The sequence below is a fragment of the Agrobacterium sp. ST15.16.055 genome (assembly GCF_027956555.1).
Lineage (GTDB): Bacteria > Pseudomonadota > Alphaproteobacteria > Rhizobiales > Rhizobiaceae > Agrobacterium > Agrobacterium salinitolerans.
Genome location: NZ_JAQKGN010000006.1, coordinates 153,372 through 178,424 on the forward strand (window position 1 = coordinate 153,372; position 25,053 = coordinate 178,424).

A 25,053-nucleotide genomic window follows, 5' to 3' on the forward strand; every position below is an offset into this window, starting at 1 on the left:
GCAAACGGAATGTCTGCGTCACCAAGCGTTTTGAATGAGAACACGGACAGGCCCGGGAGGCAGAATGCGCAGCTCCATCGAAATCTTCAACATCCGCACCCGGCAGATGCGGGTGGTGTGGCAGACGCCTGAGTTGTTCGAAGCACCGAACTGGTCGCCGGATGGACACTATCTGCTGCTGAACAGCGAAGGGCTGCTGTATCGCCTGTCTCTTGCCGGTGATGCGGCGCCGGAAAAGGTCGATACCGGTTTTGCCACGCTCTGCAACAACGACCACGGCATTTCCCCTGACGGCTCGCTTTACGCCATTTCCGACAAGGTGGAATTCGGCAAGAGCGCCATCTATCTGCTGCCTTCGGCGGGCGGCGCGCCGCGGCTGATGACGAAGAACCAGCCTTCCTACTGGCACGGCTGGTCGCCGGATGGGAAAGGTTTTGCCTATTGCGGCATTCGCGATCAGGTTTTCGATATCTATTCCATGGACATAGTCAGCGGTGTCGAAACACGTCTCACCCATGGTGAGGGCCGCAATGACGGGCCGGATTATTCGCCCGACGGCGAATGGATTTATTTCAATTCCAGCCGCACAGGGCGCATGCAGATATGGCGGGTGCGCGTGGACGGCTCCGCCGTCGAGCGCATCACCGACAGCGCTTATGGCGACTGGTTCCCGCACCCGTCTCCTTACGGTGACAAGGTGGTGTTCGTTTCTTATGACGCCGACGTCTTCGATCATCCGCGCGATCTCGATGTGCGGGTGCGGCTGATGGATATGGATGGCGGCAATGTCGAAACGCTGTTCGAGCTGTTCGGCGGGCAGGGCACGATGAACTCGCCCAATTGGTCACCTGATGGCGACGAGTTTGCGTATGTCAGGTATTTCCCCGTGGCATGATGACGGCGCGGGTCTAACCGTCAACTTTTCTCCCGCATTTCGCCCTCCAGTTAAAGATTGGGACGAAACGCGCTCACTATGGCTATGGCGTAAATGTCATTGCCCGAGATTATCTGAGCGCCTGCGACGAGCACGAGGGCGATACACAGAAATGGCGCGAACGGAAGACGCCGATGATGTAAATCTGGAGCCTGTCTCCATAATGTGAACGCGTAATAAAGCAGGGCGGTGCACGATGCCAGTAAAAGCATGGGCGGAAGACTAAAGCTGCCCGTCCAACCGCCCGCCGCTGCCATAAATTTTACATCACCTAACCCAAGACCTTCAATTTTACGGATTTGGAAAAAAATATGTCGCAAGCTCCACGAGAGTGCGCCCCCCGCCAGAAGACCCGAGATTGAATCTGTTATTCCGGGGACGGGCAGGAGGCAGGAAAATAGCAACCCGCTTATGGCGAGCAATAGATTCAGCCGGTCCGGTATGATCATTTTTTGCCAGTCTATGATTGCGATCGGCAAAGTGAGAAGTAGAAGGACCGCAAGGGACGACAGGGTTGCCAGTGTTGACACGGACGAAGTCTCCTGCATTGGGGTTAAAAGCCGGCGTTGCGAAGCGGCGCCGTCATCAAAATGACCCGTTCTTTGCCCGCATATTCCTGTTTGACAAGAATTTCGATCTCGGCAGGTAGCCTGCTTCGTCCTCGCCATTCGGATGTCCATTTCAGCATCGGCGGCGTGGTGTAATGATCAATATCGAGATATCTTATTTTTAGCTGCTTGACATGAGGCAAGACCTCCACCTCGTTTTCCGCCAGAGTTTTTGCCGGGTTCGACCGGAATATGGACGTCGCCAGCTTCAGCGAGCACCGGTCTTCAGCCTTTTTATTTTTGCAATCGAGCGAAAGCTTGGACCGGATAAGCCCTCCTTCCATCGCATATCCCTCGCTTAGCGTCACAAAATCAATTCCTTGCTCTCGTCCGTTAAAGTGGAGCGCGGCTAAGCCCGAGTCAGATGAGATGGAAGTAGCGGCCCAGGTTTTTGATATTAAAGACCGCAATTGGACGACATTTGCTTCATTTTCGGTAGATCCGTCAGTGACGTGGGAAACCGTACTCGCCCATAGGATCAATTTTAGTCCGCCAATCGCAAATACCGCTATCATCGCGGCAATGCTCAGAGCCACGAGCACTTCCAGCAGGGTAAAACCGCCCTGTGAAGCGGCGATGGAAGAATATTTACTCACGCCTGTCTTCATAATTGAGTTTTACTGTTTTCAGCGTCGCCAATGCTTCCCGAGGTTGTTTATCGGCAGTGGTCGCATGTATGGTCACCTCTATCGAATATACCTTCAACATCAGACCAGCGGCGGAGCCGAGAGGCTTTATGGTTGACGTCCAGGCCAAGCCGCCCTCGAATAGACCGGTTTTCACCCCCGGAGCGAGCGGCTCGCTCCCGCCGATCGCATCCGTTTTGTTTTGCGCCAGACGCGTGGCATGGAGAATGAGATCGACTTTCCGGCTGGCGTTAAGCGCGTTAGAGACTGTCGAGAAGGCGATGGTGAGCAGGATTGTCAATATTGCGAAAGCGCAGAGCACTTCGATTAAAGTGAACCCTCTATTTCCCTCTGTTTCAAAACGGCATGTTTTCATGGCCGTCTCGTGGGCGAAAGTTCAAGAGCCATACTTCCCATCAGCCAGTTTACTGAAATTTTTGCCTGCGTGTCCTTCAGGGAAAGGGCAATCGTGCCCCCGGTCGATGTACCATCCGGAAAAAACGGAAGCCAACTGTTGACGCTCCCGTGCGCTCGAGGCGGGCCGCGACGACGTCCAGTGAAACGGAGTGGGGTAATTGAAGCCGAGCTTCATCCGAAAATGTGACTTTACGTTCTTCCAGATCGATTGAAACCAAAGTCTGCATATTGCCGAACATTGCCCGGGTTTTTGCCAAACGCATCATTCCTGCCACACGGCGAGCAGTTGTTTCGACCAGAAGCCGGTCGGGCGATCGTTGTAGCGCAGGCACCACCAGACTTGTCGCCAGCGCCAGAATGGTGATGACAATAAGCATTTCAATTAATGAAAATCCGTCGCGGCCGGCCAGCGGCGCCCTTCCGGCGACTATATGGCGGAACCGGCAGCCGCACATCATTGCAACGCCAGATCATTGACGGACAGGACGGCGTTCATCGTCGCGAAGACAAGGCCGCCGATCAGGCCGGACACCGCTATCGTGATGGCGGGGGTAAGAAGCATCATGACGTAATTGATCCGCCGCTGCACCAGATTGGCCATGTTGGCGGCAAGCTTCGAAAGCATGTATTCGAGTTTGCCGGAAGCCTCACCAAGCGCGATCATCTGCAGGGCGATGGCCGGCATTTTCGTATAACGGCCAAGCGCATCGGCGAGGCTCGCTCCGTCTTTCAACGCCTCCATCGCCTCATCGACACTATAGCGCATCCTGCGGTTTTGCAGGACATCGTTCGCACTTGAGAGTGCCTGAAAAATGGGTACGCCCGCGGTAAGGAGGGATCCAAGAGTACGCGCAAACCGCTCCGTATTGTGCATGAGGACAAGAGGTCCCAGCAGCGGCGCGCCGAGAACTGCGCCGTCTATTCCAAGTCGGATGTCATTATTCTTCCACGCGAAAAACACAAGAAGGCCGATGCAGCCCGACACGCCGGCGATCATTGCAAGAAGTACCGCGCCGTGTCGCTGCGCCCAGGTGAATGCGGCGATGAAAGCGGGTGGCTCTTTACCATTCTGGCTCAAGATTGGTGCAACGGCAGGGACTAAAACAGCCATGATGACGGCGATGGAGGCCAGGGCCATGACGATGAGAACGCTGGGATATGCCAGTGCCGATCGCACATCGTTGCGAATGGCGATGCGTCGGTCAAGAAGATTTGCGATGTCGTTCAGCGCGTGGGTGATATTGCCGCTGCGTTCTCCGGCACGGAGAATACTTAGATAATCGGATCCGAATGCAGAAGGGTATTGGCGAAGTGCTTCAGACAATGCCGTCCCGCCAATGACTGCTGCCCCGCTATGGCGAATGATTGCCTTCATCTGTCGTGAGGCGGTTTCGCTTTCGATCAGCTTAAGGGTCGTATCGATTGGTAAACCCGCCTCGCTTAGAATGGCGAGTTCCCGTGTGAAGGCGGCCACAGCCTCTCGGGATGGAGTTCTGGACAAGGAAATTTCCCGCCGCCACCATGGGGTATTGTCTTCGAAGCTGACGAGCTTCGTCGATAGGGGCGCCAGCCCTCTGGACCACAGGATTTCCTCGGCTTCCTCGGGTGTTCTGGCTGATATTTCGCCCTCAACAATGTTTCCGCTGCTGGTGAAAGCGCGATAACGATAATGCGGCGCCGTCGCTGTCATGTCGCGCCCCTTGTCGTGCTGAATACATCGTCAAGGGTGGTCAATCCGGACCACACCCTGATGAGTCCGCTTTCATAAAGGGTGTTCATTCCGGATTGTCTGGCGATCCGCTCCAGCTCGATTTCTGGCGCGCGGGCCAGAACGGCCGCTCGTGCTTCCTTCCCCATTGTCATCAGTTCGGTGATCGCCAGCCGTCCGCGATAACCGGAGTCTCCACAAGATGAGCATCCCCGCGCAACTAGAATAGACCCCTTCGCCAAGATTGAATATTCCGTTTCCCCAGCCGTCAAACCGCAGGAGTTTGAGGCGGCCGCGAACCGGTTGAAGGACGCTGTCAATCAAGTAAAGTCGCTTAGCAGCGGGCTGCGCGTAAGTGCGGTCCAAAGCAAAGAGATTCAAGTTGCTGGAATGGCTGACGATCTATCCTCTCTAGGAGGAGGTGCTCCGCGCTTGGTCCAAACCCCAAAAGGTGCTACGCAGTTCATATTTCCAAATGGTATGATTTTGAGATTTGATTTATATCCTGGACAGTATCTGAAGGGCCAGCAGCCACACATTAACCTGGAAGGCTCCTGGGGCAATAAACACATAAATCTTCGCTGATATATTTTTGGTATGGAGTGTCTACAAGTGAACTATGACTTCAATATTCTGGAAGATGTTGCTAATAATCTCATGAAATCGGGTAATATAGATGACGCGATAAAAATATACATATTTATGTCTGATGGAGATCAATCGTTAGATGGAGGTTACTTAGGGAAAAAGTTAGGCCAGTGTTATGAGTTGTTGGGAAGGCTCCACGAGGCAAAATACTGGTATGGACGCGCGATAGAGGAGAATCCTGAAGTAAGGATAGATTGTATAGAAGCACGAGCAAGGCTAGAAAACGTCGGAATTGATGAAATACTGGCGGGACAACGAAATACTGATAATTGAATATTGGTGCTGATAGTGGAGCGTTTAATTTCGACAAGAGGTTCCAGAAATCTAATAGATGCCACTCGATATACGCGCTCCTCGCTTATCTTGATCGTAAGAAAGTTCATTATACGCTTGCTCGTAATCGTTCCGATGTGATCGATGTCAACGTGACAATTGTGGGCATAAGAACAGAAATATCCGTCTTCGAAGATGGGCATATTGAATATTCCGAATTCATTGGAGATGAGAGTGTGGTGTCAGATATCGAGTCTCTAAACTCACTCATAGAGGGGCGCGTAGCGCGAAAATTGCTGTAGATCGTCGGGCGAAGACATCCGCGCCCGCTGGAGCTGGATTGTCTCGCGGCCACGCCAAGTCGGGATTAGATAATGGCACGCGTAGTGACGAAAATCGGTGACGTCTTCGAGGTTAAAATCGACGGAGTTGGCAAGAAGTACTTTCAGCTGATCGCCTTTGATCTGACCCAACTCAACAGCGATGTCATTCGCGCCTTCAAGGAGGTCTATCCGGATGATGTCGTGCCGAAAGTCACAGAAATACTCAGTGGCGACATTGATTTCTACGCCCATTGCGTAACGAAACTCGGCGTTAAGATGGGGGGGCAGAAAATCGGCGGGCGCGAGTTTTTCTGAAGCGTGTAGCCTGCCAGGAGATCGAATGCACTCGCGCTGTTATAGGTCACTACGGCGGCTTTGCTGCGGCGCCGCTCTGAAGCACCCCGAAAAAGGGCTATCAACCGCAAGCAGATACTTTTAATCACCGATATAGAATTGCCGGTCGAAGGCGAACATGTCCTCGAACAGGCAATATTCCGGTGCGCCGAGATTGATGACTGGGACCGTTTTTTGAATTGCCTCGCGCCACTTCAGGTGGGTCGCGGAATAATCGGCCTCTTCGTCCATCGAGGGATGTGTGATCCAGTAGGCCAAGGATATATGGAATTTATAGGTGTCGGGCGATGGTATCAGAATGCCCGTCGCCGCGGACAGTCTCGCCCGCAAATAGCGAACCTTCTGCTCCTCCTCGTCGTCGATCGACTTGAGGGGAATGGTGAGGGCACCGCCATTCGGGATCGGGGCGTCCATATCGACCCTCATTCGGATTGGAAGGTCGAAGCCGAGCCTAAAGCCTTTCAACTGGTTTGCGAGATATTGTCCGCACTCGGCCATACTTGCCGCAGGAGACAGATTCGCCGGCCATTTGCCCGGTTTGTTGCGGCTGTTTTCGGTCGCGCCTTCGAAAACCGTCATATGATAGCTCGAAGGCGGGAGGAGGGTTGTGTTGCGCAGAAAGCCCAATCCAGGTGCAGACCGATAGATGTCGAGCAAAGCTTTGAATGCGCCATTCTCCTGGCCCTGCTGCGGCAGATGGCAGATGATAGTATTCCCGGGAAAAGGGCGCACCCGTCCGTCCGCGAAGAATTTTCCCCCGCCGCCATTTGCCTTGACAGAGGCCTGAGCGGCCAGCGTGAAGACGGTGTGGCTGGCGACAGCCATGGTCACAGTCTTTGCGAAGGAGGACAAAAGGCAACGGCGGGCAACACCAGGCATGGAAGTTCTCCGATGGTGGTTGAGTATCTAGAGAAAAAGCACGAAGCGGTTTTCCCTGCGGAAATGCGCAGAACTGAGGACGGAGCCTTGCCGCGATTTGGAGGAAAGCCGAAATGCTTGAGTGGTGAGGAGACTTGACGTCGAAAACAGCGCCAAACCGGATGGAGTAACGCGCAAGGCTGTCGCAATACGTCGCATTGCAAACGATGACCGGGTGCAGCAGCGTATTTGCGCCGTAATTTTGTTAGGGTAATCATGCCGTCGTCAGTTGAAGCGAGGCGATGGAAACCGTGATGCGTTTTCTGGAAGCGGTATCGAACAGGTGGAGAGCTGTTTCCGGGAGCGTGACATGCAAGGTTTCACCGTCCACCGGGCGGTAATCCAGCGGGGCCGAAATTTGTAACCGTTGGCCATCGGGCAATTTGGTCACCAGAACGTAATTGCCGCCGAGATCTTCGGCATATTCGACGGCAACGGCAATGCCGCAATCAGCGATGCGGACGGCTTCGGGCCGGATGCCAAGCATGACAGGGCCGCGGCCGTCGACGCGGGCGATGGGGCCGACGCGGTCAAGCAGCAATTCGCCGTTCTCTATCGTCGCATTAAGGAGGTTCATAGGGGGCGCGCCGATGAAGCCCGCTACGAAGGCGGTTTCCGGACGGCGATAGATAGCATTCGGCGTATCATACTGTTCGATCTTGCCTTCGTTGAGGATCATAATGCGATCCGCCAGGGTCATCGCCTCGATCTGGTCGTGAGTGACGAATATGCTGGTTGCGCCGATGCGCTTGTGGAGCTGGGCCAACTCCATGCGGGTGCCGTGGCGCAATTGTGCGTCCAGATTGGATAGGGGTTCATCGAAGAGCAGCACAGCAGGCTCACGCACGATAGCTCTTGCTATCGCGACACGCTGGCGTTGTCCGCCGGAAAGCTGGCCCGGGCGGCGTTCGAGAAAGTCGCCAAGCGCTACGACCCGCGCGGCCTCGGCAACGCGCAAAGCACGTTCCGGCTTCGAGACGCCAGCAACCTTGAGTGCATAGCCGATATTTTCGGCGACTGTCATGTGCGGATAAAGCGCGTAGTTCTGGAACACCATCGCAATGCCGCGATCTTTGGGTGCCAGATCCTGCACCGCGCGTCCATCCATCAGGATGCGGCCTGAAGTCGCGCGCTCCAACCCTGCAAGAAGGTTGAGCAGGGTCGATTTTCCGCAGCCGGAAGGGCCAAGGATCACTGTGAATTCCCTGGCGCCAAACATCGCGTCGATGTGCGGGATAACCAGATTGTCCCCGTAGGATTTCCGCAGCGCCTGCAACTGGATATCGGTGGCGTTCAGTTTCAATTCGGAAGCCATGTTACTTCTCCGTAAGGGTAAAGCCGCGCACGATGAAACGCTGCAGGAACGCGATCATCAAAAGGGGCAGGATGGATACGACGAGCGCGCCGGCCATGAGGAGCGGATAGTCCGGCACCTCGCCGCCGGCATCGGGCGTCAGCTTGGCGAGACCGACGACGGCAGTCTGCATGTCGGGCGTCGAGGAGGCGAGCAGCGGCCACAGATACATGGTCCATCCGCCGAGAAACATCAGGATGAACAGGGCGATCAGGGTGGTGCGCGACAGGGGCAGGGCGATATCGATCATGAAACGAAACCAGCCGGCACCATCCATCTGCGCCGCCTTGACGAGATCGCCGGGCAGCGTGCGGAAGAACTGGCGCATCATGAACACGCCGGTGCCGGTCGCCAGCGAAGGCAAGATCATGCCCGCATAGGTGTCGAGCAGATTGAGCTTCAATTCCACAGGCCGGCCGAAGACGGCGGTGATCGCCTCGTTCAGGCCGGTGATATCGATGAGGGCGTTGACCGGCATCGCGATGTTCGAAACGATCTGATAGGTCGTGACGATCCGCAGGTCGAGCGGCAGCATGAGCGTGGACAGGACGGCCGCGAAAATGACCGGGGCGTAGCGCACCTTGAAAAACACCAGCCCGAACGCCGCCAGAAAGGCCAGCAGGCATTTCAGGCTCGCCACCGCCAGCGCCACGATGAAGTTGTTGGCCAATTGGCCGGGGATGCGGGTCGTTGCGAACAGCTTTTGGATGTTTTCCAAAAGATGGGTGCCGGGCACCGGGGAAATACCGTTGCGCAGGAAGCTTTCATAGCTCTGGCTGGCGGTGATGAGGGTAAAGACGAGCGGAGCGAGAATGAATATCAGTCCCGCCGCCAGCACGATATTGGCGGCGCGATCAATGCTGCGCGTCGCCTCGATGATATCACCGTTCATAACGCACCTTCTTTTCGAGATAGAGGAACTGGAACGCCGCCAGCGACAGGACGAAAACCATTAAAATGGCCGATTGCGTCGCAGCGCCGGACAGGTCGTAGCCCTTGAACCCGTCCTGATAGATTTTGTAGACCAGCAGGCGGGTGGCTCCGCCTGGGCCGCCTTCGGTCATGGTGTCGATCAGGCCGAAGGCCGAAACGACGGATTCGGTGAATTCCAGCACGAAGGTCAAAAAAAGCTGGGGTGCCAGCATCGGCAATTGCACGTCGATGATGCGCCGCCAGGGACCGGCGCCGTCGATTGCTGCGGCCTGGTGCATGGAGCGCGGAACGGCCTGCAATCCTGCCAGCAGGATGAGGAAGTTGAAAGGAATACCGCCCCACACATGGGCGATCAGCAGCGCGATGAAGGCGTCCGTGCCGGAAATGCCGGGCTGCCAGAGACCGGGGATCAAGGCGTTGAGCGGCCACATCAGCCCGACGATGGGATTGAAGAGAAAAGCGAAGACGACGCCGATCGACGCGCCGGCCACGCCCTTCGGCCAGATCAGCACGTTGCGGGCCGCAGTCGATAGCCGCACATTGCGGTCGGCGGCCAGCGCCAGAACGAGCGGCACGATAATCGCTAGGCTGGAACCGAAGACCATGAACACCAGCGTCCGCCAGCTTGCATCCCAGAAAATCGGGTCGCTCAGAACGCGGGCATAATTCTGCCAGCCGACGAATTCAGAACCGCCGCCGAAGGGGCGCTCCAGCGTGAAGGACCACCAGAAGGAGAGATAAATCGGGATGTAGAAAAACAGCACGACGATCAGCAGCATTGGCAGTGACAACCAAAAAGGCATCCATCGGCTGGCGAATGAAGGGGGCATGCTTCGCCTCGCGCAAGTTTTTGGGAAACAGAAAGAGCCGCCGCCGTTGGGGCAGCCCCCCGCAATGCCTGACCGATCAGGGCAGCTTAACGCCCTTATAGGTCTGCTCGAAGCGGCGTAGCAGCGCATCGCCACGGGTCTTTGCATTGTCCAGCGCGACCTGAACTGTCTGCTGATCCGCAAAAACTTTTTGCATTTCTTCCTTGAAGACATCGCGGAATTGAACGTAGAAGCCCAGACGGATACCACGGCTGTTTTCGCTTGAAGGCTGGTCCATCGAGTTGACGCCCAGTTCGGCGGAGCCAAAAGCTGAATCCGTCAGCAGGCCCTTTTCTTTCATTACCTGCACCACATCCTTTGTGACGGGAACATAGCCGGTGATGCGGGTCAGTTCTATCTGCTGCTCCGGCTTGCGCACAAAGTTAAGGAACGCCTTGGCCGCCTCGACCTCCTGCGGATCGCGGCCATTCATGACGTAGAGCGACGCTCCGCCGACAAGCGTATTATAGCGTTTATGACCCGCATACATCGGTGTCATCCCGACGACAAGCTTATCACCAAGTGCCTTGAAAGCAGAGCCGTATCCCCCCGTGGAATTTTCCACCATGGCGCATTCGCCGGCATTGAAGGCATCAGCAAACTTACCCGCCTTTGTATCGACGTCGAGCTTCAACAGACCTTGCTTGCGCCAGTCTGCGAGATTGGAAAGATGGGTTGCCGTGAGACCTTTGTTGAACACGTATTCAGCATCAAGGCCGCCATATCCATTTCCTTTGCTGGCGATGGGAATTCCATGGCGGGCGGAGAACTGTTCAAGAACACGCCAGGGATGGCCGTCAGTGGCATAAGGGCACTCAACGCCGGCGGCCTTCAATTTGCGGGCGGCCTCCAGCAAGGCCTCATATGTTTCCGGCAGCGTTTGAATGCCTGCCTTGGCCATCAATTCCTTGTTGCCATACAGGACTAGCGTCGAGGCATTGTAAGGTTGTGCGTACAGTTCCCCTTTCGAGGTTTCGTAATAGGAGCGCGCACCCTTGATATAGTCGTTCCAGTCGACATTTGGCAGAAGTTTTGCGATTGGCTCAACTGTGCCAGAGAGCATCAGGTCTAGCGTGCCGGCATCGAAGAATTGAATCAGGACGGGATGCTGCTTGGCGCGCACGGCGGCAATTGCCTTCTGCATTCCAGCTTCGTAGGAGCCTTGGCCGATACATTTGATGGTATGGTCGGATTGGCTGCTATTGAAGGCTTCGCACGCCTTCTGGATTGCCGTTTCGCCGGTTCCGGTATTACCGTACCAAAATTCAATATTGGCGGCAGCAGCTGGAGACGCCAGCGTTCCAAAAACAAATGCTGCAGCGAGAAGGGCTTTCATTGCAATGTCCTCTCTGTTTAAAGTGATAGCGCGTTCATGATACGATCGCAGAATGAATTACTCTTTGTGTGTACAGTTTGCGTGTTAAGCTTTTGTGACGCCTCGCATGTCCTATGATCCAATCAATCACATCTCCGCCCGTTTTCTGCGGGAGGGCCGTCTCCGGGAAGTTGCTTCGCGAAACGAGCGTGACCTTCTGCGGCTGATCTGGAAAAATCCGGGAATTGCCCGTTCGGCGCTGACGACTCCGCTGGAGCTGACTCAGCAGTCATTACACCGATTGGTCGAAAAGCTTCGCGATCGGGGCATGATCGTTTTTTCCGAATCCGACAGCCTTGCATCCGGTCCGCGCAGCCCACGCCTTTCGCCCAATCGCGACTGGTGCCTGACGGTTGGCGTCGCCGTCAATGTCGGTTCGATCGGGCTGTGCCTCATGGGTTTTGGGGAGATACTGGATCTGCAGGAGTTGCCAGAGCAGGGAACAGCGCTTGCCGAAGATATGGAACTGATTTCGGTTGGTCTGCGTGAAATGCTGGCCAGGCATGGTTTGGCCACCGATGCAGTGATGGGGGTAGGGCTTGGAGTTGCTGGCTATCGTATGTCGTCCGACAGCACCTTCAATACACCGCAGCCGCTGTTGCGGTGGTCCATGATTGATGTTGCCACGGCCCTCGGAACACGGCTCAATCTACCTGTCTGGGCTGAGAATAGTTCTAAAACCGCCGCGCTTGCCGAAGCGGTTTTCGGCGCAGGCCGTACTGTGCAGGACTTCGCCTATATCGCCCACAATTATGGCTATGGCGGCGCGCTGGTTGTTGGCGGATCCCCGTTTCATGGAAGTTGCGGCAATGCGGGCGAACTTTCGGGATTATACACTGTTGAGGAAAGCCGTTCGCGCCCGGCGCTGCATCTCCTTCTTGAGCATTTGCGGGGGCTAGGGCGGCCAGATTTGACCTTGACGGAATTGATCCGCAACGTATCCGCGGACTGGCCGGGCGTTCTCGACTGGATCGAGAGGGTTACGCCCGCGCATAATCGCGCCATCAATGCCCTGTCCTCGGTTTTCGATCCGGAGTTGATCGTGCTGGGAGGCGAACTGCCTCAGATTCTTGGCCGCATGCTGATCGAACGAACGGTTTTCAACGCCACACCAAGGCATGGCGTGGCACGACGGACGCCCAAGCTGACGGTTGCGGGTGTCACGGAAGCGCCAGGCGCGATCGGCGCCGCCCTCCTGCCTTTGCTTGCAACGGTCTTGTAATTGATGCTTAGGGTGCGGGATCTGGTTAACTTTCCCGGGTAGAATGCCATCGTAGCCCGATATCGAGTTGCGCTGGAAAATTATGGAGAGCAACCCGCTTACTCGTTGAACATCTTTGATCGGCGGGCCTCGGCCGTCGTCCTGTTTTGAAGTTGCTTGCTTTCGCAACTTCTTTGGGCCATGAGCTACCCCGTCAGGTGCCCGCCCTTGCGGCGGGAGAATCGGGAATCCGGTGAAAGACCGGAACGTGCCCAACGCTGTGAGGCGGATGCTCTTTTTCTCATGCCACTGAAGTTATTCGGGAAGGCGAAAGGGGGCGGATGAAGCCTAGTCAGAAGACCGGCCTGACAGGATAGACCGAACCGCGCGGACGGCGGCAGGTTGCTGAAAAAGCGCGTCGTCGCGGCGGAACCGGTATGGTTTCTGCACCGGCGCGCCCGCATTGTTGGGGATAAACGATGCCGACCGAACCGCCTGTCACAACGTCGCCCGACGTCAATCCATTCGATCACGCGCTTTCGCCCGCCCGCCCGTTTTCCCGGGAGGAGCGCGAGGCGATCTACCGCGCCATCGAGACGCGCCGAGATGTGCGCGACCAGTTCCTGCCGGACCCGCTGCCGGATGATCTCGTTGAGCGCCTTTTGAAGGCGGCGCATTCCGCACCTTCGGTCGGTTTCATGCAGCCATGGAATTTCACCCTCGTCACCGATGGCGCGGTGCGCCAGGCGGCCTTTGTGGCCTTCAGCCGCGCCAATGAGGAGGCGGCGGCGATGTTTACGGGCGAAAAGCAGGCGCTTTATCGCAGCCTGAAGCTTGAGGGCATCCGCAAGGCCCCGCTCAGCATCTGCGTCACCTGCGATCCGACACGCGGCGGCAAGGTGGTGCTGGGCCGCACCCACAATCCGCGCACGGACGTTTATTCCACTGTCTGCGCCATCCAGAACCTCTGGCTTGCCGCCCGTGCCGAAGGCATCGGTGTCGGCTGGGTCAGCATTTTCCATGACAGCGATATTCGCGCCATTCTCGATATACCCGAGCATATCGAAATCGTCGCATGGCTGTGTCTCGGCCGGGTCGACACGCTCTATACCGAGCCGGAACTGGCGGTGAAGGGTTGGCGGCAGCGCGTGCCGCTGGAGGAGCTGGTGTTTCGCAATCGCTGGGGTGGGCGGTAAGGGATGAGATGCGCATAGCGTCGCCTATCGTTTCTTCTACCCGGATGGGGAGAAGGTGGCCCGAAGGGTCGGATGAGGGGGCCAGCTCTCCGAATATCGCCGACGTCGCCCCCTCATCCCGCTGCCGCGGACTTCTCCCCGGCGGGGAGAAGAAACAAGGGTCGCGCGCTCGCCCCATTACGCGCGCGCAAGAGATTTCACTGCTGCGGCTGAATGCCCTTCAGCGCCGGGTTCTTCAGATCGATCCGGCCTGTCTGGTCCGGCAGGAATTTGGGGCCGATGACGCGCACCCTGGTGTCGTTCGGATCGTAGTCGCGTTCGGGAACGGGCTGCTCAGGCGGTTTTGCGGCCTGTTGCTGTTCGGTGGAGTTCTGCGACTTGTCACTTTGGGATGATGGGATGGTGGTGATTCCGGAATAGGGCTTTTCGGCTTGCGGCCGGGCGGCCTCTTCCTGTTTTTGCATCTCCTCGTGATAGGCGGCCATATTGCAGGCGCAGCCGGGTGCTTTCACTGACGAATTGCGGTAGGCGAAGGCCGTGGGCAAATCCTTGTAGGGTTTGCCGGTTTCAGCGGAAACCATGTCTGATGTTTCCTGATCCGTCATGGAGTGGAAATAGAGTTCGGTCTCCGTCCCCGGACACATTTTATCGCACTGCTCCGCCTGGGTGCGGAAATCGAGCGGTGAGGCGTTGGAGGCGATGGGGAAAAACGAGCCGTCGCAGGTGCGCACGCAGAGGGTGCGAAGTCCGCCCTCGGCGGCGGCGTTGGGATAGGGCGAAAGCCCCGCTTGTCCCGGCTCGCCGCCATTGTGTCGGAAGGCGTCGGGATAACGCGTCACATCCCGAGGCGGCGGCAATTGCGTTTCCGTTTGCGGTACGGTGTTGCAGCCATTGGCATCGAGGGCGGCGAGGATGCGCTGACGCCTGATGTCGCCGTCGTTGTCACGCGCGGCCGCCATGGCGTCGTCGCGGTCGCGGATGATCGCATCACGCTCGGCTTCAGCTTCCGCCAGCGCATCGCCAATCTCGGCGCAGAGACCGGCATTGGGATTGCCATAGACAATGACGCTGCCGGATGAGCAGCCATAGCCGCGCAGGTCGTTCCTGATCTTGCGGATGACGATGTTCTGGCGGGCAAGCGCATTGGCGTAACGCCGCACCTCGACCGTATTGCCGATGACGCGCGGCGGCTCGTGCAACTGGCCATAAAGCGTATCGCAGACCTGATCCGCAGAAGCGGCGGCAGGAGCCATGAGAACAAGTGGAAGCAGGAGGCCGATGATGCGGCTGCGGCGGGTCAATTGTTCGATCCGTTCGATGTCCCCGGCCGGTGGCAGGGGTGTTATGCTTCAGGAAATCCGTGTTTCAGGAAGATAACATAGGCTGTTGCCGCAATGCGGCAACAGCCTGTTCAAAATTGCGTTAATGCGGCCTCTATCACACCGAAGGGTGCGAGGCCTGCACCACGGCAAAGGCTGCCATGTTGACGACGCCGCGCGAGGTGACGCTGGGCGACAGGATATGGGCGGGCAGGGCCGTGCCGAGCAGGATCGGGCCGACATGCAGGCCTTCCGTCAGCGTACGGGTGACGCCGAGCGTGATGTTGGCGGCATCGAGGTTCGGGAAGACCAGAAGGTTCGCTTCACCCGTCAGCACGCTGTTGGGCATGGCGCGTTTGCGCAGTGCTTCCGACAGCGCCGAGCCGCCCTGCATTTCGCCGTCCACTTCCAGTTCCGGTGCGGCTTCCTGCACGATCTTCAGGGCGCGGCGCATCTTGCGGGCGCTTTCGGAATCACGCGAGCCGAAATTGGAGTGGCTGGCGAGTGCTATTTTCGGCGTGATGCCGAAGCGGCGGATTTCCTTGGCCGCGAGAATGGCCATTTCCGCCACTTCCTCGGAGGTCGGGTCATAGTTCACGAAAGTATCGGTGAGGAAGAGCGCACCCTGCTGGGTGATGAGCAGGCTCAAGCCCGCGAAGGAACGCACGCCTTCCTGCTTGCCGATGATCTGGTTCACGTCGCGCAGATGGCGGTCGTAACGGCCTTCGAGGCCGCAGATCAGCGCATCGGCTTCGCCGCGCTTGACGGAAAGCGCACCAATGACGGTCGTGTTGGTGCGCACGATGGTGCGCGCCGCTTCCGGGTTGATGCCGACGCGGCCGACGAGGGCGAAATAATCATCCACGTATTCACGGTAGCGCGGATCGTCTTCCGGGTTGACCACGGCGAAATCCGTATGCGGGCGGATGCGCAAGCCGAAGCGCTTCAGGCGCGTTTCGATGATCTGCGGACGGCCGATGAGGATCGGGACGCCGGTGCCTTCTTCCAGGAGCACCTGGGCGGCGCGCAGCACGCGCTCGTCTTCGCCTTCGGCAAAGATGATGCGCTTCTTTTCGGCGGCTTTCGCGGCATTGAAGACAGGCTTCATGATGAAGCCGGAGCGCCAGACGAAACGGTTCAGCTGGTCGAGATAGGCTTCGAAATCGGTGATCGGCCGGGCGGCGACACCGCTTGCGGCGGCGGCACGGGCGACCGCAGGGGCGATGCGCAGGATGAGGCGCGGATCGAAGGGCGAGGGGATGAGGTAGGTTGGGCCGAAGATCGGCGTTTCGCCGCTATAGGCCTTGGCGGCCACTTCGGAGACTTCCTCACGCGCGAGTTCCGCGATGGCTTGCACGGCGGCCATCTTCATTTCTTCATTGATCGTGGTTGCGCCGCAATCCAGCGCGCCGCGGAAGATATAGGGGAAGCAGAGGACGTTGTTGACCTGGTTCGGGAAATCCGAACGGCCGGTGCAGATCATCGCATCCGGACGGGCAGCACGCGCCGCTTCCGGCATGATTTCCGGATTGGGGTTGGCAAGCGCCAGGATCAGCGGGTTTGCCGCCATGCGCTCGAGCAGTTCCGGCTTCAGCACGCCGGCGGCGGAAAGGCCGAGGAAGACATCCGCGCCGTCGATGGTTTCGGCCAGAACGCGCTTGTCGGTCTTCTGGGCGTAAACTTCCTTCCACTCGTCCATCAACGTGTTGCGGCCGTCATAAACGAGGCCTTCAATGTCGTGGACCCAGATGTTTTCCTTCTTCGCGCCCATGGCGACGAGCAGGTTGAGGCAGGCAAGGGCAGCTGCACCGGCGCCCGAGGCGACGATCTTGACGCTGGACAGAGATTTTCCGGCCAGTTCCAGAGCGTTGGTGACGGCGGCGGCGACGATGATCGCAGTGCCGTGCTGATCGTCGTGGAAGACCGGAATGTTCATCTTCTCGCGCAGCTGGCGCTCCACTTCGAAACATTCCGGCGCCTTGATGTCCTCAAGGTTGATGCCGCCGAAGGTGGGCTCCAGCGCCGCGATGGTGGAGACCATGTCGTTGATGCCGGGTGCGTCGATCTCGATATCGAACACGTCGATGCCGGCGAATTTCTTGAAGAGAACGGCCTTGCCTTCCATCACAGGCTTGGAAGCGAGCGGGCCGATATTGCCAAGACCGAGCACCGCCGTGCCGTTGGAAATGACGGCAACGAGATTGGCGCGGGCCGTATAGTCCGCCGCCATTTCGGGGTTCTCGTGGATGGCGAGGCACGGGGCGGCCACACCCGGCGAATAGGCGAGCGCCAGATCGCGCTGGTTGCCGAGCGGCTTGGTGGCCTGGATTTCCAGCTTGCCGGGGCGCGGGTAGCGGTGGAAAAAGAGCGCCTGTTCCTCGATGTCGGCCTTTGCCGTGTTGGCGGGCGTGTTGTTCTTATCGTGAGAGGTCATTCTTCCACCGTCATGTCTGGTTCAATTCCGGCCCCCTGAATACAACAAACTTCCCCGTGGTACAGCCGTTATTTACCGCCTCCTTATGCAAATGCGGGCATGGCTTATTCGCGTTTTCGTGAAGCTATCCGTCATATTCCATACAAAAAACCGCCGCTGTCATGTTGCTGAAACACGAGTCTGGTTCTGAGAGGTAAGAAAGCCGCAGGGACGCAACCGAACAGGGGGATGAAATCCGTGGCCGGTCAAATCGAAACCAGACAGTTCAGAACGCTTTTCATTTCGGATGTTCATCTCGGCTCCAAGGCGGCCAAGACGGATTATCTGCTCGACTTCCTGAAATACCACGAAGCCGAAACGATCATTCTCGTCGGCGACATCGTCGACGGCTGGCGCCTGCGCCGCAGCTGGTACTGGCCGCAGGGCTGCAACGACGTGGTGCAGAAGCTTCTGCGCAAGGCTCGCAAGGGCACCCGCATCGTTTATATTCCGGGCAATCACGATGAATTCCTGCGGGAGTTCCCTGGCATGCATTTCGGCGGTATCGAAGTGGCCGAACGCATGATCCACGAGGCGGGCGACGGCAAGAAATACCTCGTCATCCATGGCGACGAATTCGACGTGGTGGTGCGCAACGCCCGCCTGCTCGCTTATCTCGGCGACTGGGCCTATGACGCGGCAATTGCGCTCAACATCGCGATTGCCGCCGTGCGCCGCCGCATCGGCCTGCCTTACTGGTCGTTTTCGGCCTGGGCCAAGCTGCAGGTGAAACACGCCGTCAACTTCATCGGAGAATTCCAGCGCGTGGTCGCCGAAGAGGCGCGGCGCAACAATGTCGATGGCGTCATCTGTGGTCACATTCACCACGCTGTCATGGAAGACATGGACGGCATCCGCTACATCAACACCGGCGACTGGGTGGAAAGCTGCACGGCGATTGCCGAAAACGCCGATGGCAGCTTCGAGCTGATCACCTGGATGCAGACGAGCGACGTTACCGCCGAACAGGTATCGGACGAGATGGAGCCGGTGGATATTCCGGGTTTGATTGGCAAGCACGCGGCCTGATTGGGCCTGCGAGCTAAAGGGATACCTAGCCTTCGGTGTTTCCTTGCGATCAATGCGCGCTCGTGTGGTACGAGTGGATGCCGCTTGTTTCTTCTCCCCGCCGGGGAGAAGGTCGCGGCAGCGGGATGAGGGGGCAAGCTCTCCGAAATTCGGCTACGTTTCCCCCTCATCCGACCCTTCGGGCCACCTTCTCCCCGGCGGGGAGAAGAAATACGCGGTGGCGGCGCACCTCATCTGGTTTTAATTTTAGGGGCTCACCCCCACAGTTCCGGCCGCGCCGGATAAACCAGCGAACCCTCATAAACCAACCCCGGATCACGATCGTGCGCCAACAATAGCGGCCCATCGAGATCGGCGAAGGCCGCACCCTGCGCCGCCAGCACGGCCGGCGCCATGCCGAGCGAGGTGCCGAGCATGCAGCCCACCATGATGGTGAAGCCGAGCCGTTCCGCTTCCGCTTTCATGACAAGCGCTTCAGTCAGGCCGCCGGTCTTGTCGAGCTTGATGTTGATTGCATCGTAACGGTCGCGAAGGCCGGCGAGGTCCCTGGTGGAATGCACGCTTTCATCGGCGCAGATCAGCACCGGATGGTCGATGCGGGCGAGGATGTCATCCTTGCCGGCGGGTAGCGGCTGCTCGATGAGCGATATCTTCAGCTCTGCCGCAAGCCGCAGATAATATTCGATATTATAGTCATTCCAGCCCTCATTGGCATCGATGATGATGCGCGCTTCGGGTGCGGCGGCGCGCACGGCCCTTAGACGCGCCTCGTCATCTGCTGTGCCGGTCTTGATCTTCAGCAGCGGGCGGCCTGCGTTTTCCGCCGTTTTCGCGGCCATGGTCTCGGGGTCGGCAAGCGAGATGGTATAGGCGGTGACGAGCGGCTTTGCCGCCTGTCCAAGGATGCGCGCGGCAACAGTCTTGCCGCTGAACTTGGCCTCGAGGTCCCATAGCGCGCAATCGACCGCATTGCGGGCGGCGCCGGGTTGCATCGCCTGCTGTAGTTCCTGTCGTGTCACGCCGCCGGCGATCTGTTCCGCCATCGCCTCGATATCGGCGATGACGCCCTCGATGCTTTCGCCATAACGCGGATAGGGCACACATTCACCTCTGCCGGTAAAGGAACCATCGCGGATGGTACACGTTACGACATCCGCATGCGTGCGGGTGCCGCGTGAAATGGTGAAGCTGCCAGCCACGGGGAAACGTTCTGTTGTGGCTTGAAGGTAACGGGGCATGTTTTTTCACTTCCTAACAGGCGTCAAAAGACACATGACGCCAAATTTATCGCGAATTGTCGGCCGTCACTGTGGCTTGCCGAAGGTCAAACCGTTATGAAACCATTAAGAATCTCGTGACGACTGCACTCGCTCGGAGCATTATGCAAGAACAGGACACACGGCAACAGGCGAACCCGGCCGCAATCACCGAAGACGATAACGTCTCCGGCGGCGGTTCGCGTTTTGCCCTGAGCGGTTCCTGGCGCAACAGCAATCTCGCCGGTGTTTTCTCCAGTCTTGAAAAGATCGAAAAGGCCAAATCCACCGGCCCGGTGGAAATCGATCTTTCTTCCGTCGAGGCCATCGATACGACCGGCGCATGGATCATTCAGCGCCTGCGCAGGGACCTGGAGGCAAATGGCGCCACCGTCACCGTGACGGGCAATGACCGTATCGAAGAGGTCATTTCCCAATTGCCCGAAAAAGTGGAAATGGAGGGCGCGGCCGTTGCGAAGGCGGGGCTTGCCGAACGTATTTTTGCGCCTGTCGGCAAGGCCGTCGTGCAGAACGGCGCGGATTTTCTGGCGGGCATGTATATTCTCGGCTCCGCCGTGCGCGGCGCGCAGATGAAGCTCGGGCGCGGGCGCGGCGTTTCGCCGGCGGCCATCGTCAACCAGATCGACCATATGGGCGTGCGCGCTGTGCCGATCATCATGCTGATGTCGTTCCTGATCGGCGCGATCATCGCCCAGCAGGGCGCGTTCCAGCTTCGTTATTTCGGCGCGGAAGTCTTCGTTGTCGATCTCGTCGGCATTCTGCAATTGCGCGAAATCGGTGTGCTTCTGACCGCGATCATGATCGCTGGCCGTTCCGGCAGCGCGATCACGGCGGAAATCGGCTCGATGAAGATGCGCGAGGAAATCGACGCGCTGAAGGTGATCGGCCTCAACCCCGTGGGCGTTTTGGTGTTTCCGCGGCTGGTGGCGCTCACCATCGCGCTGCCGCTTTTGACCATTCTTGCCAATTTCGCCGCCCTGTTTGGCGCCGCCATCGTGGCCTTTGCTTATTCGGGCATCACGTTTGAGGTGTTCCTGTCTCGCCTGCATGGCGCGGTCGAGGAGTCGACCATTGCGGCCGGCATGATCAAGGCGCCGTTCATGGCGCTCATCATCGGCATCGTCGCGGCGGTGGAGGGCATGAAGGTGGGCGGTTCGGCGGAATCGCTTGGCAAGCACGTCACCTCGTCGGTGGTCAAATCGATCTTCGTCGTCATTCTGGTGGATGGTCTTTTCGCCATCTTCTACGCAGCCATCGATTTTTAAGGAGGGCGCGTTGGAAACACTGGACCAGAAACCGCAAGAGACAAAAACCGAAAAGGACGGCCGCGAGGCGGTGCTTTCCGTCGAGGGTGTGACTGTCGGGTTCAATGGCCGCAACGTGCTCGAAGATCTCAATCTCGATGTCTATCGCGGCGAAATCCTCGGCTTCATCGGGCCATCCGGCGCGGGCAAATCCGTCCTGATGCGCGCGATCCTGCGGCTTCTGCCCCGCCAGGCAGGTGCCATCCGCATTCTCGGCACCGATTACGACAAGGCGAGCGAAGACGACCGCATGATGCTCGATCAGCGCCTTGGCGTGCTGTTCCAGCAGGGCGCACTGTTTTCCGGCCTGACGGTGAAGGAGAACATCCAGCTGCCGATGCGGGAATATCTGGACCTGCCGAAAAAGCTGATGGACGAGCTGGCCTATCTCAAGATCGAGATGGTGGGCCTGAAGCCCGATGCCGGCGACAAATACCCGTCCGAACTATCAGGCGGCATGATCAAGCGCGCGGCCCTTGCCCGGGCGCTGTCGCTCGATCCCGACCTCGTCTTCCTCGATGAGCCGACATCCGGCCTCGATCCCATCGGGGCGGCGGAATTTGATATGCTGATTGCGCGCTTGCGCGATTCGCTTGGCCTGACCGTCTATATGGTGACGCACGACCTCGACAGCCTGTTCTCCGTCTGCGACCGCATTGCGGTGCTGGGACAGAAGAAAGTGCTGGTGGAAGGGACATTGCAGGACATGTTCGCCTGCGACGACCCGTGGGTGCAGTCCTATTTCCGCGGCAAACGGGCGCGCTCTGTCGTTCTTCCGGACGGCAGACACGAAAATCCGGTGGAGTAACAAGAAGCATGGAAACCAAGGCGAACTACACCATAGTCGGAATTTTCACGCTGATCGTGATCGCCGCCGCATTCGGCTTCGTTTACTGGATGGCCGAGTTTGGCCGCGGCGGCCCGACGGCGCAACTGATCGTGCGTATTCCCGGCTCCGCCAACGGCCTTTCGGTTGGCTCTCCGGTGCGGTTTAACGGTATTCCCGTTGGTACGGTGCGCGGGCTTGCGATTGACCGCGACGATCCGGCTTACTCCATCGCCTTCACCGAAGTGCAGGCGGATGCGCCGGTGTTTCCGTCCACACGCGCGGTGCTTGAAATTCAGGGCTTGACCGGTGCCGCCTATATCGAGCTTTCCGGCGGCAACAAGGATGGCGAGCGTATTCTGCAGAAAGCCGTTGAAAGCGGTGTTCCGGCCGAGTTGACGGCCGACCTTTCCAGTGTCACCAACCTGCTTGCCACGGCCGATAAAATTCTGAAACGCGCCGATGGCGCCATCGGCGAATTGCAGGGTTTCGTGCAGGATGCGCGCGGGCCGTTGACGCAGACCGTGCGCAATGCCGAGAAATTCTCCGATGCGCTGGCGGCCAATTCCGACGGGATCAAGAATTTCATTTCGAGCCTCAGTTCGCTGTCCACCACGGTGCAATCCGTTTCGGTGCGGCTCGACGGTACGCTCACCGCGGTCGAGGATCTGGTGAAGGCGGTCGACGCTGGCAAGATCGATTCCATCCTGTCGAATGTCGACAAGGTGACGAAGGATGTGGCATCCGCTTCCAGCGATATTCAGGGCATCATGGAGACGGTGCAGAGCACGGCACGCAATTTCGAGGCGGCGAGCACGGAAGTGCAGACGGTTGTGAAGCGCGCGGATGAGCTTTTGGCATCGGTCGATCCCGCCAAGGTCAGCACCGTGGTGGGCGATGTTTCCGCAGCCACCGCCGATGCGCGCGATGCCGTGGCGAATTTCAAGCGGATCGCCGATGATGTGGGCGCGCGTCGCGCCGACATAGACCAGGCGGTTTCCGATTTCACCGAGATGGGCCGCAAGCTGAACCTCGCCTCCAGCCGCGTCGATGGCATTCTCGCCAAGGTGGACGGCATGCTCGGCACGGATGATGCCAATTCGCTGTTTGCCAAGGCGCGTGAGACGCTAACCTCCTTCAAGGCGGTGGCGGACAATCTCAATGCCCGCATCGGGCCGATTGCCGACAATCTGACGCGCTTCTCCAGCTCCGGCCTGAAGGATTTCCAGGCGCTGATCGGCAGCACGCGACAGACGGTCGACAATCTCAACAATGCCATCACCAATATCGACCGCGATCCGCAGCGGTTGATCTTTGGCGGCGAAACCGTGAAACAATATGACGGCAGAACAAGGCGCTAAGAGGGGTATCGACCAATGAGACTATCGATGAACGGCCAAAAGCGCCGCGCCCTTCTTCTCGCTCCGCTGCTTGCCGCGATGATGGCGGGCTGTGCGGGTGCGCCGAAAAACGATACTTTCGACCTTTCCGTATCGCCAGCGGCGGTAACGCAGGGACCATCGCTGAAAAGCCGTCAGCTGCTGATCGCCGACCCGACCGCCTTGAAGGCGCTCGATAGCGAGAACATCGTGGTGCGGCTTTCCGGTTCCGAGGTGCAATATCTCGGCAATTCGCAATGGAGCGACCGCCTGCCGCGCATGGTGCAATCCAAGCTCGTGGAAGCCTTCGAAGATACCGGCAAGCTCGGCGGCGTTGGCCGGCCGGGGCAGGGGCTGGCAATCGACTATCAGGTCGTGAGCGATATTCGCGCCTTTGAAATCGATACGGCGAAGAATATCGCCAATATCGAGATATCGGTGAAGCTCCTGAACGACCGTAACGGCACGGTGAAGGCGCAGGAGGTGTTCCGCGCCAGCGCCCGCGTCAGCGGTTCCGGTAATGCGAATTTCGTGAAGGCGCTGGATCAGGCCTTCGCTGCCGCCACGCGGGAGATCGTGGCCTGGACGCTGAGGTCGCTTTAAGCGTTCAGCGTGATTGCTGCCACAGGAAACCGCTTTATGTTCGCGTAGCGCCGGTCACCTGATCGGCCTATGCATAATGGTCCCGATCCGTGAGCCCGATCCGTGAGTTGGTGATGCGATTTCTGCTGCTGCTTTGCCTTGTGTTTTCCGCCCTGTCTGGAACGGGTGCCGCCATGGCGGCCGGTCTCCGGCTGATCGATGTTCCATCGGCGAATGGCAAAGCTGCCATGAAGGCTGCAGTGTGGTCGCCCTGCGCGACTGCGCCGGAAGAGGTCAGGATCGGTCCCTTTATCTTGTCCGCTGTGCGCGATTGCCCTGTTCCTGATGGCAAATATCCGCTCGTCGTCATCTCCCATGGCTTTGGCGGTACCTATTTCAGCCATCGGGATACGGCGGCGGCGCTGGCGGATGCCGGCTTCATTGTTGCGGCGATCAGTCACCCCGGAGACAATGCGCTTGACATGAAGAAGGCCGGCGAACTTTCCGCGCTGACGGACCGTCCGGCGGATATTGCCCGGTTGCTCGATCATCTGCTGAAAGGTTTTAGTGGAGCCGGTTCCATCGATGCCGGCCGGATCGGCGTTTTTGGATTTTCGCGCGGCGGTTATACCGCGCTGGTGCTTGCCGGCGGCATGCCTGATTTTGCCAATGCCGGACTGCCCTGTCCCGACCCGCAGGCGCCGATTTGCACGCAGATGCGGCAGAAGACGACATTACCGCAGCATGGCGGTCAGAATGCGCGGATAAAGGCTGTGGTTGCCGCGGACCCCTTGAATGCCTTTCCCGGCGCGAGTGAGCTGAAGAATATCACGATCCCCGTCCAACTCTGGAGTTCGGAGCGCGGCGGTGATGGTGTCGCGCCACAGGATGTTGCGAGACTGCGTGACGATCTGCCGGTGAAGCCGGATTATCGGATGGTGGACGGGGCGGGGCACTTTTCCTTTATTGCACCTTGCCCAGCGGAGATGGCAAAAGCCGCGCCCCAGATTTGCAGCGACGCGGCAGGCTTCGACCGGGTGGAGTTCCATCGCGGGTTCAATGCTGATCTCGTGAGCTTCTTCAAGGCGTCACTGCGCTGAACCGCCTATGTCGGCTGTGGCCGCCGC

25 protein-coding genes and 1 riboswitch are annotated in these 25,053 nt (G+C 58.4%); of the genes, 11 read left to right on the forward strand and 14 right to left on the reverse strand.

The window, feature by feature from the left end; translation table 11 throughout:
• The first annotated feature begins 64 nt into the window (after positions 1-64).
• Positions 65-895, forward strand: a complete 831-nt coding sequence (locus PL599_RS11870; RefSeq protein WP_269824672.1) for a TolB family protein — start codon at positions 65-67, stop codon at positions 893-895.
• A gap of 50 nt (positions 896-945) precedes the next feature.
• Here PL599_RS11870 and PL599_RS11875 read toward each other — a convergent pair whose 3' ends face one another.
• The 6 genes from PL599_RS11875 to PL599_RS22850 all read right to left on the reverse strand — a co-directional run bounded on the left by PL599_RS11875 (position 946) and on the right by PL599_RS22850 (position 4,613).
• Complete coding sequence (locus PL599_RS11875; RefSeq protein ID WP_269824671.1) at positions 946-1,464, reverse strand: prepilin peptidase; 519 nt, start codon at positions 1,462-1,464, stop codon at positions 946-948.
• 23 nt (positions 1,465-1,487) lie between these two features.
• On the reverse strand, positions 1,488-2,138 hold the full coding sequence (locus PL599_RS11880; RefSeq protein WP_269824670.1) for a prepilin-type N-terminal cleavage/methylation domain-containing protein: 651 nt from the start codon (positions 2,136-2,138) through the stop codon (positions 1,488-1,490).
• Positions 2,131-2,544 (reverse strand): type II secretion system protein, encoded by a 414-nt coding sequence (locus PL599_RS11885; protein ID WP_271359071.1) that lies wholly within the window; start codon positions 2,542-2,544, stop codon positions 2,131-2,133. The genes PL599_RS11880 and PL599_RS11885 overlap by 8 nt, the downstream gene beginning before the upstream one ends.
• A gap of 76 nt (positions 2,545-2,620) precedes the next feature.
• Positions 2,621-3,043 carry a pilus assembly FimT family protein gene (locus PL599_RS11890; protein WP_271359072.1) on the reverse strand — a complete coding sequence of 141 codons (423 nt, stop codon included), beginning with the start codon at positions 3,041-3,043 and terminating at the stop codon, positions 2,621-2,623.
• A complete protein-coding gene (locus PL599_RS11895) occupies positions 3,040-4,275 on the reverse strand; it encodes a type II secretion system F family protein (RefSeq protein WP_269824667.1) in 1,236 nt (411 codons plus the stop codon). The genes PL599_RS11890 and PL599_RS11895 overlap by 4 nt, the downstream gene beginning before the upstream one ends.
• A complete protein-coding gene (locus tag PL599_RS22850; protein WP_442866798.1) occupies positions 4,272-4,613 on the reverse strand; it encodes an ATPase, T2SS/T4P/T4SS family in 342 nt (113 codons plus the stop codon). Before PL599_RS22850 ends, PL599_RS11895 begins: the two co-directional genes overlap by 4 nt.
• Positions 4,614-4,905: 292 nt before the next feature.
• On the opposite strand from PL599_RS22850, the gene PL599_RS11900 reads away from it, so the two are divergent.
• Positions 4,906-5,214: a tetratricopeptide repeat protein gene (locus tag PL599_RS11900; RefSeq protein WP_269824666.1), complete on the forward strand. Its 309-nt coding sequence runs from the start codon at positions 4,906-4,908 to the stop codon at positions 5,212-5,214.
• A gap of 374 nt (positions 5,215-5,588) precedes the next feature.
• Complete coding sequence (locus PL599_RS11905; RefSeq protein ID WP_269824665.1) at positions 5,589-5,852, forward strand: hypothetical protein; 264 nt, start codon at positions 5,589-5,591, stop codon at positions 5,850-5,852.
• 120 nt (positions 5,853-5,972) lie between these two features.
• On the opposite strand, the gene PL599_RS11910 is transcribed toward PL599_RS11905, so the two are convergent.
• From PL599_RS11910 to PL599_RS11930, 5 genes are all read right to left on the reverse strand, one after another.
• Positions 5,973-6,716: a DUF1868 domain-containing protein gene (locus PL599_RS11910; protein WP_269824664.1), complete on the reverse strand. Its 744-nt coding sequence runs from the start codon at positions 6,714-6,716 to the stop codon at positions 5,973-5,975.
• A 307-nt stretch (positions 6,717-7,023) separates the two neighbouring features.
• Positions 7,024-8,124: an ABC transporter ATP-binding protein gene (locus PL599_RS11915; RefSeq protein ID WP_269824663.1), complete on the reverse strand. Its 1,101-nt coding sequence runs from the start codon at positions 8,122-8,124 to the stop codon at positions 7,024-7,026.
• A gap of 1 nt (position 8,125) precedes the next feature.
• Positions 8,126-9,055 (reverse strand): carbohydrate ABC transporter permease, encoded by a 930-nt coding sequence (locus PL599_RS11920; protein WP_269824662.1) that lies wholly within the window; start codon positions 9,053-9,055, stop codon positions 8,126-8,128.
• A complete protein-coding gene (locus PL599_RS11925) occupies positions 9,045-9,926 on the reverse strand; it encodes a carbohydrate ABC transporter permease (RefSeq protein ID WP_269824661.1) in 882 nt (293 codons plus the stop codon). Before PL599_RS11925 ends, PL599_RS11920 begins: the two co-directional genes overlap by 11 nt.
• A 76-nt stretch (positions 9,927-10,002) precedes the next feature.
• Positions 10,003-11,301 carry an extracellular solute-binding protein gene (locus PL599_RS11930; protein WP_269824660.1) on the reverse strand — a complete coding sequence of 433 codons (1,299 nt, stop codon included), beginning with the start codon at positions 11,299-11,301 and terminating at the stop codon, positions 10,003-10,005.
• 106 nt (positions 11,302-11,407) lie between these two features.
• Between PL599_RS11930 and PL599_RS11935 the strand changes: the two genes are divergently transcribed.
• A complete protein-coding gene (locus PL599_RS11935) occupies positions 11,408-12,562 on the forward strand; it encodes an ROK family transcriptional regulator (RefSeq protein ID WP_269824659.1) in 1,155 nt (384 codons plus the stop codon).
• A 178-nt stretch (positions 12,563-12,740) separates the two neighbouring features.
• Positions 12,741-12,924, forward strand: a riboswitch (cobalamin riboswitch).
• A 96-nt stretch (positions 12,925-13,020) separates the two neighbouring features.
• Complete coding sequence (gene bluB, locus PL599_RS11940) at positions 13,021-13,737, forward strand: 5,6-dimethylbenzimidazole synthase (RefSeq protein WP_269824658.1); 717 nt, start codon at positions 13,021-13,023, stop codon at positions 13,735-13,737.
• 197 nt (positions 13,738-13,934) lie between these two features.
• Here the strand turns inward: bluB and PL599_RS11945 are convergent, their stop codons facing one another.
• The gene (locus PL599_RS11945; protein WP_269824657.1) at positions 13,935-15,038 is read right to left on the reverse strand and encodes a DUF2865 domain-containing protein; all 1,104 of its coding nucleotides are present in this window, start codon (positions 15,036-15,038) and stop codon (positions 13,935-13,937) included.
• A 136-nt stretch (positions 15,039-15,174) separates the two neighbouring features.
• Complete coding sequence (locus PL599_RS11950; RefSeq protein ID WP_077982195.1) at positions 15,175-17,490, reverse strand: NADP-dependent malic enzyme; 2,316 nt, start codon at positions 17,488-17,490, stop codon at positions 15,175-15,177.
• Positions 17,491-17,718: 228 nt separating this feature from the next.
• On the opposite strand from PL599_RS11950, the gene PL599_RS11955 reads away from it, so the two are divergent.
• Complete coding sequence (locus PL599_RS11955; protein ID WP_269824656.1) at positions 17,719-18,558, forward strand: UDP-2,3-diacylglucosamine diphosphatase; 840 nt, start codon at positions 17,719-17,721, stop codon at positions 18,556-18,558.
• 254 nt (positions 18,559-18,812) lie between these two features.
• On the opposite strand, the gene dgcA is transcribed toward PL599_RS11955, so the two are convergent.
• Complete coding sequence (gene dgcA, locus PL599_RS11960; RefSeq protein ID WP_269824655.1) at positions 18,813-19,796, reverse strand: N-acetyl-D-Glu racemase DgcA; 984 nt, start codon at positions 19,794-19,796, stop codon at positions 18,813-18,815.
• A gap of 143 nt (positions 19,797-19,939) precedes the next feature.
• On the opposite strand from dgcA, the gene PL599_RS11965 reads away from it, so the two are divergent.
• The 5 genes from PL599_RS11965 to PL599_RS11985 all read left to right on the forward strand — a co-directional run bounded on the left by PL599_RS11965 (position 19,940) and on the right by PL599_RS11985 (position 25,026).
• Positions 19,940-21,100, forward strand: coding sequence for an ABC transporter permease (locus PL599_RS11965; RefSeq protein ID WP_271359073.1), 1,161 nt, complete (start codon positions 19,940-19,942; stop codon positions 21,098-21,100).
• A 10-nt stretch (positions 21,101-21,110) separates the two neighbouring features.
• On the forward strand, positions 21,111-21,947 hold the full coding sequence (locus PL599_RS11970) for an ABC transporter ATP-binding protein (RefSeq protein WP_077982199.1): 837 nt from the start codon (positions 21,111-21,113) through the stop codon (positions 21,945-21,947).
• A gap of 8 nt (positions 21,948-21,955) precedes the next feature.
• Positions 21,956-23,326, forward strand: a complete 1,371-nt coding sequence (locus PL599_RS11975) for an MlaD family protein (protein ID WP_077982200.1) — start codon at positions 21,956-21,958, stop codon at positions 23,324-23,326.
• A 15-nt stretch (positions 23,327-23,341) separates the two neighbouring features.
• Positions 23,342-23,947 (forward strand): ABC-type transport auxiliary lipoprotein family protein, encoded by a 606-nt coding sequence (locus PL599_RS11980; RefSeq protein ID WP_173989184.1) that lies wholly within the window; start codon positions 23,342-23,344, stop codon positions 23,945-23,947.
• Between the two features lie 113 nt (positions 23,948-24,060).
• Positions 24,061-25,026 (forward strand): alpha/beta hydrolase family protein, encoded by a 966-nt coding sequence (locus PL599_RS11985; RefSeq protein ID WP_269824653.1) that lies wholly within the window; start codon positions 24,061-24,063, stop codon positions 25,024-25,026.
• Positions 25,027-25,053 lie beyond the last annotated feature (27 nt).